We start from the raw sequence: 18,502 nt of genomic DNA, 5'->3' as shown, positions 1-18,502 counted from the left end.
GCCGGTTCACCTTAAGGGTGTTGGCCGGATGTCGTCCCGTCTGCCCCCCGACGCGACGGATCGACAACCAGAGAGTGGCGCGTGGCGATAAACGAACGATGAACGCGCAGGCGTGGGGACTCAGGCGACGGCGAGCGGCTTCAGCAGTGCGCGCACCTCGGCGGCCTCCGGTGCGCCCGACCCCTCGAAGATGTCCAGGGCTTCGCGCCAGCAGACCTGCGCGCGGCCGATCTGCCCGATGCCGCTCAGGGCCCTGCCGAGCACCGTGAGCACGTTGCCGCGCCGCCAGTCGCCGCCGATCCCCCGCAGGACGGTCAGCGCCAACTCCGCGTTCGCGGCGGCCTGTGCGGGCCGTCGGGCCGCGAGGTCGGCCTCGGCGAGACGGAACAACGTCATCCCCTCCCAGAGCCGTTGGCGGCTGTCCTGGAACACCTCCAGGGCTTCCTGGAGGCGGTCGACGGCCTGGGAGAGCTGGCCGCTCTGCGTGAGGGCGAGCCCCAGCGCGTACCGGCCGTTGGCACCCTTCAGCGCGTGGCCCATGTCGTCGTACATGTCCGTGCCCTGCTGGGCCAGTGCCACCGCGCTCGCGGTCCGTCCGGTGGCGAGGTGGATGCGCGAGAGGTTGCACAGCGCGCTCGCCTCGCCCGGACGGTCCTCGCAGGCTCGGAAGTTCTCGATGGCGCGGTTCAGATGCGCCTCCCCGTCGTCGTGACGGTTCTGGTAGAGGGCGATCACGCCGAGGATGTTGGACGACCAGCAGCTCGTCAGGGGGTCACCGGTGGCGAGGGCCCGTTCGAGGGCGCGGGTGGCGGCCGCGTCGGCCGAGTCGAACCGGCCGGTGATGTGGTGCACGAAGGAGAGCGTGGTGAGCGCCCGGGCCTCGGCGCGCGGGGCCTCGTGCCGCTGCGCGGCGGTGCGCGCCGCCTCGGCGATGGCCTCGTACTCCTTGGAGTTGGCTCCCGACTCCGCCAGGTCGCAGGCCGCCCACAGCAGGTCGACGGCCCGCGCCAGCGTCTCCGGCCCCATCGACTGCCGTACGCAGGCCAGCGTGCAGACCGCCTCCGCGTACAGCCAGTCCTGCGCCTGATGACGGTCCTCGAACACCAGGCCCGGATACTCGGTGGGTTCGAGGTGCTCCACCAGTTTGTCGCCGGGCCGGTCGAGTGCGTACACCCCCGCCGCCGTGGCCAGATAGAAGTCCAGCAACCGCGACAGGGCCGCCGTCCGCTCGCCCGGTGGCTGTTCGTCGCGCTCTACGCACGCGCGCGCGTAGAGCCGCACCAGGTCGTGGTACCGGTACCGGCCGGGCGCCGCGGACTCCAGCAGTGACGTGTCGACGAGGGACTCCAGGAGGTCCTCGGTGCCCTCCACCGGGAGGTCGAGCACCGCCGCGGCCGCCGCCAGGGAGATGTCGGGGCCGTCGGCCAGTCCGAGCAGCCGGAACGCCCGTGCCTGGGCCGGCTCCAGCTGGCCGTAGCCGAGTTCGAAGGTGGCCTTGACGGCCAGGTCGCCCGCCTGGAGTTCGTCCAGGCGGCGGCGCTCGTCGCCGAGCTTCGCGGCGAGCACCGAGACCGTCCAGGTGCGCCGGGCGGCGAGCCGTGACGCCGCGATGCGGATGGCGAGAGGGAGGAAACCGCAGGCCGCGACCACGTCGAGGGCGGCCTCCCGCTCCGAGGCGACCCGTTCCCGGCCCACGATCTTCGTGAAGAGCTGCAACGCCTCCTCGGGAGACATCACGTCGAGGTCCACCAGATGGGCACCCGCCAGGTCCACCATCCGCATGCGCGAGGTCACCAGGGCGGCACAGCCCTCGGTGCCGGGCAGCAGGGGGCGCACCTGGGCGGCGTCACGGGCGTTGTCCAGCAGGACCAGGACGCGGCGGCCGTCGAGGACCGAGCGGTAGAGGGCCGAGCGTTCCTCCAGCGAGTCCGGGATCGCCGAGTCCGCCGTACCGAGGGCCCGCAGGAAGGCGCCCAGGACCGTCTCCGGCTCGGCCGCCCGCGATCCGGCGCCCTGCAGGTCGACGTACAGCTGCCCGTCCGGGAAGGCCCCGCGGGACTGGTGCGCCACATGCACCGCGAGCGTCGTCTTGCCCACGCCCCCGATGCCCGCCAGCGCCGAGACGGCCATGACCCGGCCCTCGTCGGAGGACGCCGCGGCGAGGACGTCGCTCAGTTCCTGCACGAAGGAAGCCCGGCCTGTGAAGTCGGTTACGGTGGCCGGGAGTTGGGCCGGACGGACTGGGGCGGCGGAGGGCTCCGCGGCCGGGGCGGAGGGCTCCGCGAGGCCCGGGTCCGCCTGGAGTATGCGCTGCTGGAGCTCCTTCAGGCCCTGCCTCGGGTCCACCCCGAGCTCGTCGGCGAGCAGCCGCCGGGTGTCCGCGTACACCGCGAGGGCTTCCGCCTGGCGGCCGGAGCGGTACAGCGCCAGCATCAGGAGTTCACGCAGGCGCTCGCGCAGCGGATGCGCCGCGGTGAGCGCCGTGAGTTCGGAGACCGCCTCCGCGTGGCAGCCCTGCTCCAGGTCCATGTCCAGCCGGGATTCGAGGAGTTGCAGGCGCCACTCCTCGAGGCGGGCCCGCTGGGTCTCCGCATAGGGGCCGGGGATGCTCGCGAGCGGTTCGCCGTCCCACAGGGCGAGGGTGTCCCGCAGCAGGTCACGGGCCCGGGACAGGTCGCCCGCGGCGCGCGCCTTGTCGGCGTCGGCGGCGAGCTCCTGGGCGCGTACGTGGTCGAGAGCGCCCTCGCCGAGGGAGCGGATCGCGTAGCCGCCGGACTCGCTCACCAGGACCTCGGGGCCGAGCGTCTTGCGCAGGCGCGAGGCGTACGTCCGCAGGGCGGCCAGCGCCTGGGACGGGGGTTCGTCGCCCCACAGGGCGTCGATGAGCTCGGATGCCGTGGCCGTGCGGCCGTCACGGAGCAGCAGCGCGGCCAGCAGGGCGCGTTGCTGCGGTGACCCGGCCGGCAGCGGGTCGTCGCCGAGCCAGGCGCGCACCGGGCCGAGCACGCTGAAGCGCAACGCCGCGGGCTCCTCGGAGCCCGGACGCCACTGCTTCGGTACCCGCGGCACACCGTCCATCGCTGTCCCCCTGCCGAACCGTCAGTACAACGAGGCCAGTTTGCCTTGTTCATGGCGGATGCGTCAGCCGTGCGAGACGGCGATCACAGGGCGCCGCACGGTACACCACAGGGTCCTCACACGAGCCTCCCCGCACATCCCCACGAATTCACCTGGGCCGTACCGCAGAACGCTGCCCCAGACGGGCAACTGACGGATCGTCAGATCGGCGCTACCGTGGGCCGTATGGAGACCACGGAAACCCAGCAGAGCCCCTCGGCGAGCACCCCGGCCGCCTTCCCGAGGATCATCTCGGTGGACGACCACACGGTCGAACCCCCCGACGTCTGGCGGGACCGGCTGCCCGCGAAGTACCAGGACACCGGGCCCCGCATCGTCCGCGCGCCCCTGAAGGAAATGACCTTCCTGGGCGGGAAGTTCGCTCCCGTCATGGGCGCCCCGGGCGACGACGGTCCCATCGGTGACTGGTGGGTCTACGAAGACCTGCACCGGCCCCTCACCCGCCTCGACACGGCCGTCGGCTACGACCGCGACGAGATCAAGCTCGAGATCATCACGTACGAGCAGATGCGCCCCGGCTCGTACGACGTGCCCCAGCGACTGGCCGACATGGACGTCAACCACGTCCAGTCCGCCCTCTGCTTCCCGACCTTCCCCCGCTTCTGTGGGCAGACGTTCACCGAGGCGACCAACCGTGAGCTGGGCCTTCTCGGGGTGCGGGCCTACAACGACTGGATGGTGGAGGAGTGGTGCGGGCCCCAGGCCCGGGGGCGCCTGATACCGCTGACGCTCGTCCCGCTCTGGGACGCCCGGCTTGCGGCGGACGAAGTACGGCGCAATGCCGCTCGTGGCGTACGCGCGGTGGCCTTCTCCGAGATCCCGCCCCATCTGGGGCTCCCGTCCGTGCACACCGACGACTGGGACCCCTTCCTCGCCGCGTGCGACGAGACGGGCACCGTCATCGCCATGCACATTGGCTCCAGCAGCAGGATGCCGTCGACCTCGGCGGACGCACCGCCCGCGGTCGGGTCCACGATCACCTTCGCCAACTGCTGTTTCTCGATGGTCGACTGGCTGATGAGCGGCAAGTTCGAGCGCTTCCCGAACCTGAAGGTGATGTACGCGGAGGGCCAGATCGGCTGGATCCCGTACATCCTGGAACGCGCCGACGTGGTGTGGGAGGAGAACCGCGGCTGGGGCGGCGTCGCCGACAAGGTCCACCGGCCGCCGTCGGAGCTCTTCGCCGACCACGTGTACGGCTGCTTCTTCGACGACGCGTTCGGGCTGAAGAACCTCGACGCGATCGGTGTCGGCAACGTCCTCTACGAGACCGACTATCCGCACTCCGACTCGACCTGGCCGAAGTCCCGGGAGGTCGGCGAGTCCCAGATGGGCCACCTCGACGCCGACGTGGTCGACCGGATCGTCCGGCGCAACGCGATCGAACTGCTGGGCCTGACGCCGGACGGCCTCTGGGCGGGCTGAATCCCGGCCGTCCGCGGCCGGCCCGGACACCGGCCGCCGCCGAAACCCGCCGACCCCTTGTCTGACGGTTCGTCAGCTACGACTATGGCAGCGGCACTCAAGAAGTGACGGACCGTCAGATAAGAGGTGTGTGCCCATGCAGGTACTGCCCGAAGGGCGGCTGGCCTACGGGATGCAGCTCCCGGTCCAGTCGCAGAGCACGATCTACGCGGAGCCGTGGGAGGCGGACGCGGGCCCCGACGACCTCGTCGAGATCGCCCGCGCCGCCGACCGCGCCGGTTTCGCCTACGTCGCGAGCTGCGACCACGTCGCCATCCCGCGCCGGCTCGCGGGCGCGATGAGCACCGTCTGGTACGACCCGGTCGCCACGCTCGCCTTCCTCGCGGGGGTGACCGAGCGCGTGCGGCTGCTCAGCCATGTGGCGATCGTCGGGCTCCGGCATCCGCTCGTCACGGCCAAGCAGTACGCGACCCTCGACCATCTGTCGGGCGGCCGTCTGGTCCTCGGGGTGGGCGCCGGGCACGTGGAGGAGGAGTTCGCGGCGGTCGGGGCCGACTTCGAGCGCCGGGGTGCCGTCCTCGACGAGACGATCGACGCGCTGCGCGCCGCGCTCGGGCCGGACGAGTTCCCCGTCCACCACGGCAAGACGTACGACTTCGAAGGGCTCGGGCAACGGCCCAGGCCCGCCCAGGAGCGGGTGCCCGTGTGGGTGGGCGGGTCGTCGCCCGCCGCGGTGCGCCGGGCCGCGCTGCGCGGTGACGGCTGGCTGCCGCAGGGCGATCCGCGCGACCGGCTGCCGGGACAGATCGCCCGGATCGGGAACCTGCGCGCCGAGGCCGGGATCGAGGAACCGCTGACGATCGGCGCGATCACCGAGCCGCTGTACGTCGGCGCGCCCGGCTGGGAGGTCGGGCGGCGCACGCTGAGCGGGGCGCCCGAGGCGCTGGCCGAGTCGCTGCGGGCGTACCGCGCGATGGGCGTGCACCAGATACAGGTGCGGTTCCGCAGCCGGAGCCGCGGTGAACTCCTCGACCAGATCACGGCGTTCGGCGCGGACGTCGCGCCCCACCTCAGCTAGGGAGTCAGGGCATGGGAAAGCTGGACGGGCGGGTCGTCCTCATCACAGGTGCGGCGCGCGGGCAGGGCGAGCAGGAGGCGCGGCTCTTCGTGGCGGAGGGCGCGCGGGTGGTCGTCGCGGACGTGCTCGACGACCAGGGGGAGGCGCTCGCCAAGGAGATCGGCGCGCACTACGTCCATCTGGACGTGAGCCAGGAGGACGACTGGACGGCGGCGGTCGCCTCGGCGAAGGCCGCGTACGGGCGGATCGACGGGCTGGTCAACAACGCCGGCATCCTGCGCTTCAACGAACTGGTCGACACCCCGCTGGCCGAGTTCATGCAGATCGTGCAGGTCAACCAGGTCGGGGTGTTCCTCGGGATCAAGACCCTCGCGCCCGAGCTCGCGGCCGCGGGCGGCGGCACGATCGTGAACACGGCCTCGTACACGGGGCTCACGGGCATGGCGTACGTGGGCGCCTACGCGGCGACCAAGCACGCCATCGTCGGCCTCACGCGGGTGGCGGCGCTCGAACTCGCGGCCAGGAAGATCCGGGTCAACGCCGTGTGCCCGGGGGCCGTCGACACGGCGATGAGCAACCCGGCGCAGCTCGACCCGGGCGCGAACACCGAGGAGGCCTCGGAGGCGCTCGACGAGCTGTACCGGAAGCTGGTGCCGCTCGGCCGGATCGGACGCCCGGAGGAGGTGGCCCGGCTGGCCCTGTTCCTGACCGGTGAGGACTCCTCGTACATCACCGGGCAGCCCTTCGTGATCGACGGCGGCTGGCTCGCGGGCGTGAGTGTTCTCTGACGCCGTATCAGCTATTGACGGTCCATGCGTGCGGTGGAACAGTCGGCTCAAAGAATCTGACGGTACGTCAGATAACTGGATGGGGACGGTGAACCTCCTTGGAATTCGGGCTCTTTGTACAGGGATACGTGGGCAAGCGGGCCGAGACCGATCCGCTCGCGGAGCACAAGGCGCTGATGGAGGAGACCGAGTACGTCATCCAGGCGGACACGTCCGGCTTCAAGTACGCCTGGGCGTCCGAGCACCACTTCCTGGAGGAGTACTCGCACCTCTCGGCCAATGACGTCTACCTCGGCTATCTGGCGCACGCCACCGACCGCATCCACCTCGGCTCCGGCATCTTCAACCCGCTCGCCCAGGTCAACCACCCGGTGAAGGTCGCCGAGAAGGTCGCCATGCTCGACCATCTCACCGAGAACCGCTTCGAGTTCGGGTCCGGGCGCGGCGCCGGCTCGCACGAGATCCTCGGCTTCCTCCCCGGCATCACCGACATGAACTACACGAAGGAGATCTGGGAGGAGACCATCGCCGAGTTCCCGAAGATGTGGCTCCAGGACGAGTACGTCGGGTTCCAGGGCAAGCACTGGTCGCTCCCGCCGCGCAAGATCCTGCCCAAGCCGTACGGGAAGTCGCACCCCGCGATGTGGTACGCCGCCGGGTCGCCGCCCTCGTACTCCATGGCCGCCCGCAAGGGGCTCGGCGTGCTCGGCTTCAGCGTGCAGAAGGTCTCCGACATGGAGTGGGTCCTGGAGCAGTACAAGACCGCCGTCGTGAACGCCGAACCCATCGGGGACTTCGTCAACGACAACGTGATGGTCACCACCACGGCCATCTGCGCGCCCACCCACGACGAGGCGATCCGGATCGCGGTCGGCGGCGGGCTGCACTACCTGCCCTCCCTCGTCTTCCGCTACCACGACACCTTCCCGCGCCCCGAGGGCTTCCCCGTCTGGCCCGAGACGCTTCCCGAGTACAACGCGGAGTTCGTCGAACTCCTCATCGAGGAAGAGCTGTTGATCTGCGGGGACCCCGGCGAGGTGCTCACCCAGTGCAAGCGCTGGGAGCAGGCCGGTGCCGACCAGCTCAGCTTCGGACTGCCCGTCGGGGTCCCCAAGGAGGAGACGCTGCAGACGATCCGGCTGATCGGCGAGCACGTCATTCCGAAGATCGACACGGACCCGGTGCACCGCACGACCCGGTTCCGCCAAGCCGTCTAGGGGGTACTTCCGCGATGCTCGACCACCTGATCAAGGGCGCGACCGTCGTGGACGGGACGGGCGCGCCCGCGTACACCGCGGACGTGGGGATACGGGACGGCCGCATCGCCGTGATCGGCACGGTCACCGAGCCGTCCCGGACGAGCGAGGACGCGCACGGACTCGTCCTCGCCCCCGGCTTCGTGGACCCGCACACGCACTACGACGCCCAGCTCTTCTGGGACCCGTACGCGACCCCGTCCCTCAACCACGGGGTCACCACGGTCGCGGGCGGCAACTGCGGGTTCACCCTCGCGCCGCTGCACCCCGACCGCCCCGAGGACGCCGACTACACCCGCCGCATGCTGTCCAAGGTCGAGGGCATGTCGCTGGTCGCCCTGGAGGAGGGCGCGCCCTGGACCTGGCACGGCTTCGGCGAGTACCTCGACGCCCTGGAGGGACGGATCGCCGTCAACGCGGGCTTCATGGTGGGGCACTGCGCGCTGCGGCGGTACGTGATGGGCCCCGACGCGGTGGGCGGACAGCCCACGCCCGAACAACTCGCGGACATGCTGCGGCTGTTCCACGAGGCCATGGACGCCGGAGCCTGGGGCCTGTCCACCACCCAGTCCTCCACCCACTCCGACGGCGACGGCCGCCCGGTCGCCTCCCGGCACGCCGGGCCGGCCGAACTGCTGGCCCTCGCAGAGGCCGTGGGGGAGCACGAGGGCACCCAGATCGAGGCGATCGTGGCCGGCTGCCTGGACCAGTTCAGCGACGCCGAGATCGATCTGTTCGTGGAGATGAGCGCGGTGGCCGGCCGCCCGCTCAACTGGAACGTCCTGACCATCGACGCCGCCGTGCCCGAGCGCGTCCCGCGCCAGCTGGAGGCGAGCGAGCGCGCCCGCAAGTCCGGCGGCCGGGTCGTCGCGCTCACCATGCCGATCCTCACCCCGATGAACATGTCGCTCGGCACCTTCTGCGCGCTGAACCTGATCCCCGGCTGGGGCCCGATTCTCGGCCTGCCCGTCCCGGAGCGCATCGCGAAGCTCGGCGACCCGGAGGTCCGCGCCGAGATGCTGCGCCGCGCGGACAGCAAGGAGGCGGGCGTCTTCCGGCGGCTCGCCGACTTCGGCCGGTACGTCATCGGCGACACCTACAGCGCGGCGAACGAGGGCCTGACCGGGCGCGTGGTGCGGGACATCGCCGCCGAGCGCGGCCAGGAGCCCTTCGCGTGCCTGGTGGAGATCTGCGCGGCCGACGAGCTGCGGACGGTCCTGTGGCCCATGCCCACCGACAACGACCCGGACTCCTGGGCGCTGCGCGCCGAGACCTGGCAGCACCAGGACGTCCTGCTCGGCGGCTCCGACGCGGGCGCCCATCTGGACCGCATGTGCGGAGCCCCGTACACCACCCGGTTCCTCGGCGACTGTCTGCGCGGTCGCGGGCTCGCGTCCCTGGAGCAGGCGGTGAAGATGCTGACGGACGATCCGGCGCGGCTCTTCGGGCTGCGCGACCGCGGGCGCGTCGAGGTCGGGTTCCACGCCGACCTGGTGCTGTTCGACCCGGAGCGGATCGACGCGGGCAAGGCCACCCTGGTGCACGACCTGCCGGGTGACAGTCCCCGGCTCGACTCGCGGGCGATCGGGGTGAAGGCCGTGTGGGTCAACGGCGTCGAGTCGATCCGGGAGGACGTGGTGACGGGCGCCGTGCCGGGCAAGGTGCTGCGGTCGGGCCGCGACACCCGGACGGTGAGCACCCGGTGACGGGCGGGGCCGGGAAGGAACCCGGGGCCGCCGAGCAGCGCTTGTTCATCGGCGGATCGTGGGTGGCGCCCGACAACGGGTTCTACGAGGTGATCGACCCGGCGACCGAGGGTGTCGTCGGACGGGCCCCCGAGGCCTCGCGGAACCAGGTGCACGCGGCCGCCGCAGCGGCCCGTGAGGCGTTCGGGGCGTGGTCGCGCACGCCCGCCGAGGAGCGGGCCGCCGTCCTCGCCCGCGCGGCGGACGTCATCCAGCGCAACTTCGTGCCCTACGCCGAGCTCGCGCAGGCGGAGAGCGGCGCCACCACCGGGACGGCGCGCGGGATGCAGGTGGGGGTCGGGGTGGCCCGATTCCGGCGCTACGCGCGGCCCGAACCGGTCGAGCAGCCGCTGCCGCCGCAGATCAACGAGGCGGGGCCGTTCGGCGGGGCGGCCGTGATGGGCGCGCTCGCCGTGCGCCAGCCGGTCGGCGTGGTCACCTGCATCACCTCGTACAACAATCCGTGGGCCAACCCGGCGGGCAAGATCGCCCCCGCCCTCGCGATGGGCAACACCGTGCTGGTGAAGCCGGCCCCGCAGGACCCGCTCTCCGTGTACCGGATGGCCGAGGCACTGGAGGCGGCGGGCGTGCCGCCGGGCGTGGTGAACGTGGTCAGCGGTTCGACGGCGGAGTCCGGCGAGGCGGCGGTCGACTCCCCGGACGTCGACATGGTCAGTTTCACCGGCTCGACGGCGGTCGGGCAGCGGATCGCCGAGGTGTGCGGGCGCGGCATGAAGCGCCAGCTGATGGAACTGGGCGGCAAGGGTGCGGCGATCGTGTTCGACGACGCGGATCTGGGTTCGGCGGTGTCGGGCATCGGCACGACCTTCTCCTTCTACAGCGGGCAGATCTGCACGGCGCCGACCCGGGTGCTGGTCCAGCGGGGTGTGCACGACCTGCTGGTGCAGCAACTGGCCGCCTACGCGGGGCACTTGAAAGTGGGCGATCCGCGGGAGCAGGGCACGGTGGTCGGTCCGGTCGTCTCGGCGGCCCACCGCGACCGGGTCGAGTCGTATGTCGAACTCGGGCGCAAGGAAGGCGCGCGGGTGGTGGCGGGCGGTGAACGGCCCTCCCTGCCCATCGGGTTCTATGTCGCGCCCACGCTTCTCGCCGACTGCACACCGGACATGCGGGTCGTCAGGGAGGAGATCTTCGGCCCGGTCGTCGTCGTCCTGCCCTTCGACGACGAGGAGGAGGCGATCGCCCTCGCCAACGACTCCGACTACGGCCTGATCGACTACGTCTGGTCCGGGGACGTGGCCCGCGCCTTCCGCGTCGCCCGCCGGCTGCGCGCGGGCGGCGTCGGCGTCAACACCGTCGGCCGCAACATGGAGGCGCCCTTCGGCGGCTTCAAGAAGAGCGGCGTCGGACGGGACGTGGGGTCGTACGCCCTGCACGCGTACAGCGAGACACAGGCGATCGTCTGGCCGGGGTGAAGCCCGCGGTGCGGGACGGACGCGGCCGGGCCAGGTGCTCCGGCCGTGTCTTTTCCGGCGCGAGTGTCTGGCCCTTCCGGCGGGCGTGCCTGGCCCTTCCGGCGCGAGTGCCTGGCCCTGGGCTCGGGCGCGCTCCTTTCCGGTGGGCGTAGCGGTGTTACGGGGTGGGGTGCCGCGCCGCGTAGCGTTGCTATCGATTCGATGTTAGCGTTGCTCCTATCGGGAAGCGGACCCCGCTGCCCCGGCCGAGACAAGGAGCAACGCCATGAGTGAGCAGCCGAGCACCTCCCCGCGCGTCGCGATCGTCACCGGCGGATCCCGGGGCATCGGCCGCGAGAGTGCCGAGCGGCTGGCCGGTGAGGGATACGCCGTCGTCGTGAACTACGCGGGCAACGCCGCCGAGGCCGACAAGGCGGTCGCGGCGATCGGCGAGGCGGGCGGGCAGGCCGTCGCCTTCCGGGCCGACGTCGCCGAGGAGGCGGAGGTCGCCGCCCTCTTCGACCTGGCCGAGAAGACCTTCGGCCGCGTCGACGTCGTCGTCCACGCGGCCGGTGTCATGACCCTGGCCCCGCTCGTCGACCTCGACCTCGACGCCCTGGACCGGATGCACCGCACCAACATCCGCGGCACCTTCGTCGTCGACCAGCAGGCCGCACGACGGCTGCGCGGGGGCGGCGCGATCATCAACTTCTCCAGCTCCGTGCTGGCCCTCGCCATCCCCGGCTACACCGCCTACGCCGCCACCAAGGGCGCCGTCGAGGCCATGACCCTGATCCTCGCCCGCGAGCTGCGCGGCCGGGACATCACCGTCAACGCCGTGGCCCCCGGCCCGACCGCCACCGCCCTCTTCCTGGACGGCAAGGACGAGGAGACCATCGCGCGGATGGCGTCCCAGCCGCCCCTGGAGCGCCTCGGCACCCCCGAGGACATCGCTTCCGTCGTCGCCTTCCTCGCGGGCCCCGGGGGCCGCTGGGTCAACGGCCAGGTCCTGCGCGCCAACGGCGGCATCGTCTGACCCCGTCCGTTCCCCCGCCACCCGACGACGTCAGGAACTCCGTGTCGAGCGACCGTACGAACCCAGGCGAGGCCACCCCCGTCGCCCCCGTCGCCGGAAACCCCGTCACCGACGCCCCCGTGGGGACCAAGGCGCGCATCCTCGCCGTGGCCGCCGAGCTGGTCGCGCGGTCCCCGGACGGGGACGTCTCGACCCGGGCCGTGTGCGAGGCCGCCGGAGTCGGCGCCCCGGCGCTCTACCGCCACTTCGGTGACAAGGAAGGCCTCCTGTCGGCCGTCGTCGACCACGGCTGGGAGCGGTACCTGGCGGCCAAGCGGGAACGCCACCCCGGCACGGACCCGGTACAGGACCTGCGCGACGGCTGGGACGGCCACACCGAGTTCGCCCTGCGGAACCCGAACCTCTACCGCCTGATGCACTCCCCGGCGATGCGCACCCCGCCCGCCGCGGCGCTGGAGGCCCACCGGATCCTCACCGGCGACCTGCGCCGCGCCGCCGAGCGGGGCACGCTGCGGCTCGCCCCCGAACTCGCCGCGCAGATGATCATGTCCGCCAACGTCGGCGTCTGTCTGATGCTGGTCTCCCGCCCGGCGACCTTCACGGACGAGACCCTGTCCCGCCGGGTACGGGACGCGGTGCACGCCGTGGTCTTCACCCCGGACGTGACCACCCCCGGAGCGCGGCCGGCCACTCCCGACACCCCCGGCGTCCCGGCCACCGCGACCCGCCTCGGCGCACAGCTCCGGCAGAACCCGAGCCCCGCCTTCACCCCCGCCGAGACGGCCCTGTTCGCCGAGTGGCTGGACCGCCTGTCCAACACGGGCTGAGGTCCGGTCGGGGCCTGTCACCTCGTCACTTCGACATGATGAAGTCCAGGGCGTAGCCGGAAGCGGTCGTCCAGTAGGTGACACGCTGAAAGTCGTTGGCGTACAACGTGTCGACGGGCATGGGGACATCGATCGGCTTGCCCGCGCTGCTGCCGGGCTTGGCACCCTGGAGGCTGAGGGTGATGCTCTTCGCCTCGTACTCGTCCATGGGGCCGCTGACGAGCAGAGCGGCATATCCCTCCTGACCCGGAGCGAGGGTGACGGGTACCCCCGGGGTCGCGTCGCTCTCCTTGATCACGGGCGCCGTGGTCCGACCGTCACCGAGCCGCACGAGGGGATAGCGGTAGAGGTTGCACTTCTTTGTGCCGGCGTTCTGGACGGTGAGGACGAGGTGCCTGGCGTCCCGCTCCTTCACCGCGGACACCCCGAGCTCCTTCTGGGAGCACGCGGCGATCGTCGCCTTGCCGCCACCGCCGGTGCTGCCACCACCGCCCGAGGTGCCGCCACTGCTGCCGGTGGCACCGCTGCTCGTGCCGCCCGTGCCGCCGGCGCTGCTCGTGCCCCCACCGCTGCCGGGGCTGCTGGCTCCGCTCCCCGGGCTGCTGGCACTGCTCCCGGCCTTGTCGCCGCCCGTGTTGCCCGAAACGCCGCCCGGCTTCGCCGAAGCCGTCGCGCTCGGCTGTGCCGAGGACGTGGAGCTGTCCGAACCTTCGGCCGCGCCCGGCTCGCACGCCGTGGTCGCGAGCAGTGCCGCGGCCGCCACGGCCCCGAGGGCGTAGGACTTCCAGTTCCCCGGGCTCTTGTGGTTCCTGCGGGCAGGCGTGTTCATGGTGTCCCCGTTCCTTTTCCGATCCGTATGGAGGTCGCATGCGCCGGCGGCCGGGCACCCACTCGGGGAATCCGCCCTGGGCATCCGCCCGTCCTGGGTGCATGAGGACATGGGTGTCCCCCGTGGACGGGCGGGCCGGGGTGTCGGCGCTGCCGAGCGGACGACGTGCCCAGCCGGTGCGACAGCCACAGCATGGGATTCCTCGTGGGCCTGGGACAACAGCCGCCCGCCAACCTGGGACGGTGGAACCATCCCACCCCCGATGACCTGCAAAAACGCAGAAGCCTGGGATGCCTGCCGGGACGCCCGCCCGGCCGCCCCTCACCCGCGCAGGTCCACCCGCACCGTCAGCGGCCGCGTACCGAACAGCCGTACCGCCGTGCTGTCGCCCCGGGGCAGGGTGTGCAGCCGGGCCACCTGGGACCCGGCGAACGCCCATGTCGGCATTTCGGGTCCCTTCACAAGGGTGCTGTGGGCGGAGTGCCGGGGCGGAGTGGGCGCCCGGTGACCAGGCCGGCGTCGACTCTGTCACGCCCCCAGGAAGACCGGGTTCGTGAACGCCGCCAGCGCCCCCGGAACCGGCCCCGCCGCCGTCTCGTGGCGGAGCTCAGCGCGCACGTACGCCGCGTACGCAGCCGTCGTACGCCATTCGACCGTGCCGGAGCCCGCGACCGGGAGCGGGGCGCTGGTGAACAGCACGCCCTGGTCGGTGACGAAGCGGACGGTGCAGCGCGGGGCGCCGGTGGCCTCCAGGCGGACGGTCACCGGGGTGTCCGGATCGACCCTCAAGCGCTCCCCGATCCCCGCGTGTTGGCCCCTGCCGCCGGACGCAGTGAAGGCGAGGGAGACCAGCTTCGACTCGGCCACGTAGGAGCGGCCCGCGCGGATGCCCTCCTGGACGGCCTCGCGGGTCAGGTCGTCGGCCAGGACGACCGTCTGGGGACTGCCGACCGGGTCGTGGTCGCGGTGGGCGTCGCTGTTGCCCATCGCCGGGAGCCAGTCGTGGCCCCCGCGCACGGAGGCGACCAGCATGCTGTCCCAGTCGGCGAGGGCGACCTCGTCGTCGGGGGTGTACGGGCCGTTCCACACCTCGACCGCGTCCGCCTCCCCGAAGCCGAACTTCCAGCCGCAGCCGACGCAGGTGGCGTGCGGATGCGCGGGCACCACGAGCCCGCCGGCGTCGCGGATACGGCGCGCGAACCGGCCGAACCGGTTGTCGCGGGCCCGGTAGCGCCAGTCGACGAAGGTGCCGGGGTCCGTGCCGAGCGCCAGCACGTGCCCGTTGCGCGTGGTGACCTCCTCACCGAGCATGATCAGCAGATCGTCCCCCGCCTGGTCGGCCCAGTGCGGGTGCGAGGAATGCGTGTTGTGGTCCGAGGAGTTGATGAAGTCCAGGCCCGCCGCCCGCGCCAGCGCCGCGATCTCGGCGGGGGTGCGGCGGCCGTCCGAGTACCAGGAGTGCAGATGGCAGTCGCCCCGGTACCAGGCGCGGCCGCGGCCCCTGGCGCGCGAGGGCGGGTACACCGGCTCCGGGGTCGCGGCCCCCTTGCCGTACGTCAGCGTGATGATGACCTCGTACGCCAGTCCCTGCGGCGCCACCGTGTACGGGCCGAGCGCGATGTGCCAGGTGCCGGGGCGGACCGGGCCGGGGATGTACCCGGGGGTCGCGTCGTCGGAGCGGATGAAGAACTCCGTGCGCGCGCCGCCCGACCAGCCCCGGAAGCCCCGGCCGCCCAGCTCCGTGCCGTGCTCGTCGAAGATGCCGATGTCCAGGGCGTTGCCCGTGGTCCCGGCCGGGACGGACGGCCTCTCGTAGGTGTAGGAGACCTTGATCTCCGCGACCCCGTCCGGCACCTCGACCGGGAGATACACGAAGTCGGGGGAGCCGGTGGGGAGGGTGCCGCGCACCGTCCTCGTCTCCTGGTTGTCCGCCGCTTCCGCGTCCGCACCGCTGGGGAAGGTCACGCTTCCCAACGTAAGCGCCGCCGCCGCTCCCGTCACGAACAGCGCGCGTCTGCCGATGCCGTGGTCGTCCTCGCACATGCTGCTGCTCCCAGGGTGTCCGGCGTGACAGTGACATGGGTGATGCGACGTGCCACGGACCACCTTGGGAGCACGCGGTGAACGGTGGGGCACGGCACGGGAATCGGCGGCTTTCGGGGAGACCGACAGATGCCGCGCGGCCCGAATGGGGTCAGGCCCGGCGATACCCGATCACCTCGACCGTATGCTCGAAGGATGACGACCTCCGCAACGGGCGCGACTCCCGGATCCGGGCCGACGGCGAACTCCATGCGGCGTGCACTCAAGCGCGCCCGGGACGGCGTCGCGCTCGATGTGGCCGAGGCGGCGGTGCTGCTCCAGGCCCGCGGCGCGGACCTCGACGACCTGACCGCCTCCGCCGCCCGGGTGCGGGACGCGGGCCTGGAAGCGGCCGGCCGCACCGGTGTCATCACGTATTCCAAGAGCGTCTTCATCCCGCTGACCCGGCTGTGCCGGGACAAGTGCCACTACTGCACCTTCGTCACCGTCCCCGGAAAGCTGCGCCGGGCCGGCCACGGGATGTTCATGTCCCCGGACGAGGTCCTGGACATCGCCCGCCGGGGCGCCGAACTCGGCTGCAAGGAAGCCCTGATCACCCTCGGCGACAAGCCGGAGGACCGCTGGCCCGAGGCCCGCGAGTGGCTGGACGCGCACGGCTACGACGACACGATCGCGTACGTACGGGCCATCTCGATCCGCATCCTGGAGGAGACGGGCCTGCTGCCGCACCTCAACCCGGGGGTGATGTCGTGGACCGACTTCCAGCGGCTGAAGCCGGTCGCCCCGTCGATGGGCATGATGCTGGAGACGACCGCGACCCGGCTGTGGTCCGAGCCCGGCGGCCCGCACCACGGCTCCCCGGACAAGGAGCCCGCCGTCCGGCTGCGGGTCCTGGAGGACGCGGGCCGCTCCTCCGTCCCGTTCACCAGCGGGCTCCTCATCGGCATCGGCGAGACGTACGAGGAGCGCGCCGACTCCCTGTTCGCGCTGCGCCGGATCTCCCGGGCCTACCACGGCATCCAGGAACTGATCATCCAGAACTTCCGCGCCAAGCCGGACACCGCGATGCGCGGGATGCCGGACGCGGAGCTGGACGAGCTGGTCGCCACCGTCGCCGTCGCCCGGCACATCATGGGCCCGGCCGCCTGTCTCCAGGCCCCGCCCAACCTGGTCGACAGCGAGTACGGGCGGCTCATCGGGGCAGGCATCGACGACTGGGGCGGGGTCTCGCCCCTGACCATCGACCACGTCAATCCCGAGCGCCCCTGGCCGCAGATCGAGCTGCTGCGCGAGCAGTCGGCCGAGGCGGGCTTCGAACTCCGCGAACGCCTGTGTGTCTACCCGGAGTTCGTGCAGCGCGGCGAGCCCTGGCTGGACCCGCGTCTGCTGCCGCACGTACGGGCGCTGGCGGACCCGGAGACCGGCCTCGCGGTGCCGGACGCGGTGGTCGAGGGCCACCCCTGGCAGGAGCCCGAGGAGGCCTTCACCTCCTCGGGGCGCACCGACCTGCACCACACCATCGACACCGAGGGCCGCACCGGCGACCGCCGCGACGACTTCGACGCGGTGTACGGCGACTGGGAGGCGCTGCGGGAGGCCGCGGCCCCCGGCATGGTGCCGTCCCGGATCGACACGGACGTACGGGCCGCGCTCGCGACCGCCGCCGACGACCCGACGAGGCTGACCGACGACGAGGCCCTCGCGCTGCTGCACGCCGACGGACCGGCGCTGGACGTGCTGTGCCGGATCGCCGACGACGTGCGCAAGGCGGCGGTCGGCGACGACGTCACGTACATCGTCACCCGCAACATCAACTTCACCAACGTCTGTTACACCGGCTGCCGTTTCTGCGCCTTCGCCCAGCGCCGCACGGACGCAGACGCGTACACGCTCTCCCTGGACCAGGTCGCGGACCGCGCCGCCCAGGCCTGGGACCTCGGCGCCGTCGAGGTGTGCATGCAGGGCGGCATCCACCCGGACCTGCCCGGCACGGCGTACTTCGACATCGCGAAGGCGGTGAAGGAACGCGTCCCCGGCATGCACGTCCACGCCTTCTCCCCGATGGAGGTGGTGAACGGCGCGACCCGCACCGGCCTGTCGATCCGCGAGTGGCTGACGGCGGCCAAGGAAGCGGGCCTGGACACCATCCCCGGCACGGCCGCGGAGATCCTGGACGACGAGGTCCGCTGGGTCCTGACGAAGGGCAAACTGCCCGCGGCGACCTGGATCGAGGTGGTCACCACGGCCCACGAACTCGGCATCCGCTCCTCCTCCACCATGATGTACGGCCATGTCGACCAGCCCCGGCACTGGCTCGGCCACTTCCGCACGCTCGCCCGCATCCAGCAGCAGACCGGCGGCTTCACGGAGTTCGTGACCCTCCCGTTCATCCACACCAACGCCCCCGTCTACCTGGCCGGCATCGCCCGCCCCGGCCCGACGACCCGCGACAACCGCGCGGTCATGGCAATGGCCCGCCTCCTGCTGCACCCGCACATCCCCAACATCCAGACCAGCTGGGTCAAGCTGGGCACCGAGGGTGCGGCCGAGATGCTCCGCTCCGGCGCCAACGACCTGGGCGGCACTCTGATGGAGGAGACCATCTCCCGTATGGCGGGCTCCAGTTACGGCTCCTACAAGTCGGTCAAGGACCTGATCGCGGTCGCCGAGGCCGCGGGCCGCCCGGCCAGACCCCGCACCACCGTGTACGGCGAGGTCCCCGAGGAACGCCAGAGGGCCGCGGCCGCCTCCGACGGTCACCTGCCGGAACTGCTCCCGGTGCTGGACTGAGGGAAGAGCGGTTGGGGGGCGGCCGGAAACTGGTTCCGGCCGTCCGTCCACCGGTGTCACCGCCGTTCATTCCGGGGTGAGTTGCGTCAGACTGGAGGACGGAACCGGGCGGGCCGGGCGCACCGGGTGTGC

Annotated in this window: 13 protein-coding genes; 9 read left to right on the top strand and 4 right to left on the bottom strand. The window is 72.0% G+C overall.

Annotation, left to right across the window (positions count from 1 at the left end):
• Positions 1-120: 120 nt before the first annotated feature.
• Positions 121-3,078 carry a BTAD domain-containing putative transcriptional regulator gene (locus ACFWBT_RS04910; RefSeq protein WP_385695959.1) on the bottom strand — a complete coding sequence of 986 codons (2,958 nt, stop codon included), beginning with the start codon at positions 3,076-3,078 and terminating at the stop codon, positions 121-123.
• A 225-nt stretch (positions 3,079-3,303) separates the two neighbouring features.
• Here ACFWBT_RS04910 and ACFWBT_RS04905 point away from each other — a divergent pair, with 225 nt between their 5' ends.
• From ACFWBT_RS04905 to ACFWBT_RS04870, 8 genes are all read left to right on the top strand, one after another.
• The gene (locus ACFWBT_RS04905; RefSeq protein ID WP_385695956.1) at positions 3,304-4,563 is read left to right on the top strand and encodes an amidohydrolase family protein; all 1,260 of its coding nucleotides are present in this window, start codon (positions 3,304-3,306) and stop codon (positions 4,561-4,563) included.
• A gap of 136 nt (positions 4,564-4,699) precedes the next feature.
• Complete coding sequence (locus ACFWBT_RS04900; RefSeq protein ID WP_385695954.1) at positions 4,700-5,641, top strand: LLM class F420-dependent oxidoreductase; 942 nt, start codon at positions 4,700-4,702, stop codon at positions 5,639-5,641.
• 11 nt (positions 5,642-5,652) lie between these two features.
• Positions 5,653-6,429: an SDR family NAD(P)-dependent oxidoreductase gene (locus tag ACFWBT_RS04895; RefSeq protein WP_385695952.1), complete on the top strand. Its 777-nt coding sequence runs from the start codon at positions 5,653-5,655 to the stop codon at positions 6,427-6,429.
• Between the two features lie 98 nt (positions 6,430-6,527).
• The gene (locus ACFWBT_RS04890; protein ID WP_323178806.1) at positions 6,528-7,646 is read left to right on the top strand and encodes an LLM class flavin-dependent oxidoreductase; all 1,119 of its coding nucleotides are present in this window, start codon (positions 6,528-6,530) and stop codon (positions 7,644-7,646) included.
• Between the two features lie 14 nt (positions 7,647-7,660).
• Entirely contained in the window at positions 7,661-9,391 is a 1,731-nt protein-coding gene (locus ACFWBT_RS04885; RefSeq protein WP_385695949.1) for an amidohydrolase family protein, read from the top strand.
• Positions 9,388-10,866 carry an aldehyde dehydrogenase family protein gene (locus tag ACFWBT_RS04880; RefSeq protein ID WP_385695947.1) on the top strand — a complete coding sequence of 493 codons (1,479 nt, stop codon included), beginning with the start codon at positions 9,388-9,390 and terminating at the stop codon, positions 10,864-10,866. Before ACFWBT_RS04885 ends, ACFWBT_RS04880 begins: the two co-directional genes overlap by 4 nt.
• 265 nt (positions 10,867-11,131) lie before the next feature.
• Positions 11,132-11,881 carry an SDR family oxidoreductase gene (locus ACFWBT_RS04875; protein WP_385695945.1) on the top strand — a complete coding sequence of 250 codons (750 nt, stop codon included), beginning with the start codon at positions 11,132-11,134 and terminating at the stop codon, positions 11,879-11,881.
• A 119-nt stretch (positions 11,882-12,000) separates the two neighbouring features.
• Complete coding sequence (locus ACFWBT_RS04870) at positions 12,001-12,708, top strand: TetR/AcrR family transcriptional regulator (RefSeq protein ID WP_385695992.1); 708 nt, start codon at positions 12,001-12,003, stop codon at positions 12,706-12,708.
• Positions 12,709-12,733: 25 nt separating this feature from the next.
• On the opposite strand, the gene ACFWBT_RS04865 is transcribed toward ACFWBT_RS04870, so the two are convergent.
• From ACFWBT_RS04865 to ACFWBT_RS04855, 3 genes are all read right to left on the bottom strand, one after another.
• The gene (locus tag ACFWBT_RS04865; protein WP_385695942.1) at positions 12,734-13,537 is read right to left on the bottom strand and encodes a DUF4232 domain-containing protein; all 804 of its coding nucleotides are present in this window, start codon (positions 13,535-13,537) and stop codon (positions 12,734-12,736) included.
• A 321-nt stretch (positions 13,538-13,858) separates the two neighbouring features.
• Positions 13,859-13,984, bottom strand: coding sequence for a hypothetical protein (locus tag ACFWBT_RS04860; protein ID WP_385695940.1), 126 nt, complete (start codon positions 13,982-13,984; stop codon positions 13,859-13,861).
• An 81-nt stretch (positions 13,985-14,065) separates the two neighbouring features.
• Positions 14,066-15,580: a CehA/McbA family metallohydrolase gene (locus ACFWBT_RS04855; RefSeq protein WP_385695938.1), complete on the bottom strand. Its 1,515-nt coding sequence runs from the start codon at positions 15,578-15,580 to the stop codon at positions 14,066-14,068.
• Between the two features lie 195 nt (positions 15,581-15,775).
• Here ACFWBT_RS04855 and ACFWBT_RS04850 point away from each other — a divergent pair, with 195 nt between their 5' ends.
• Positions 15,776-18,370: a bifunctional FO biosynthesis protein CofGH gene (locus ACFWBT_RS04850; RefSeq protein WP_385695936.1), complete on the top strand. Its 2,595-nt coding sequence runs from the start codon at positions 15,776-15,778 to the stop codon at positions 18,368-18,370.
• The last annotated feature ends 132 nt before the right edge of the window (positions 18,371-18,502 follow it).

This window comes from Streptomyces sp. NPDC060027 (assembly GCF_042737005.1).
Lineage (GTDB): Bacteria > Actinomycetota > Actinomycetes > Streptomycetales > Streptomycetaceae > Streptomyces.
The sequence above is the reverse complement of the archived record's forward strand: the minus strand, read 5'-3'. Positions and strand labels throughout refer to the sequence as shown.

Excerpts from the sequence above, each read along its gene's own strand:
- ACFWBT_RS04910 (WP_385695959.1), bottom strand. The coding sequence starts at position 3,078 with ATGGACGGTGTGCCGCGGGTACCGAAGCAGTGGCGTCCGGGCTCCGAG.
- ACFWBT_RS04905 (WP_385695956.1), top strand. The coding sequence starts at position 3,304 with ATGGAGACCACGGAAACCCAGCAGAGCCCCTCGGCGAGCACCCCGGCC.
- ACFWBT_RS04900 (WP_385695954.1), top strand. The coding sequence starts at position 4,700 with ATGCAGGTACTGCCCGAAGGGCGGCTGGCCTACGGGATGCAGCTCCCG.
- ACFWBT_RS04895 (WP_385695952.1), top strand. The coding sequence starts at position 5,653 with ATGGGAAAGCTGGACGGGCGGGTCGTCCTCATCACAGGTGCGGCGCGC.
- ACFWBT_RS04885 (WP_385695949.1), top strand. The coding sequence starts at position 7,661 with ATGCTCGACCACCTGATCAAGGGCGCGACCGTCGTGGACGGGACGGGC.
- ACFWBT_RS04875 (WP_385695945.1), top strand. The coding sequence starts at position 11,132 with ATGAGTGAGCAGCCGAGCACCTCCCCGCGCGTCGCGATCGTCACCGGC.
- ACFWBT_RS04865 (WP_385695942.1), bottom strand. The coding sequence starts at position 13,537 with ATGAACACGCCTGCCCGCAGGAACCACAAGAGCCCGGGGAACTGGAAG.
- ACFWBT_RS04860 (WP_385695940.1), bottom strand. The coding sequence starts at position 13,984 with ATGCCGACATGGGCGTTCGCCGGGTCCCAGGTGGCCCGGCTGCACACC.
- ACFWBT_RS04855 (WP_385695938.1), bottom strand. The coding sequence starts at position 15,580 with ATGTGCGAGGACGACCACGGCATCGGCAGACGCGCGCTGTTCGTGACG.
- ACFWBT_RS04850 (WP_385695936.1), top strand. The coding sequence starts at position 15,776 with ATGACGACCTCCGCAACGGGCGCGACTCCCGGATCCGGGCCGACGGCG.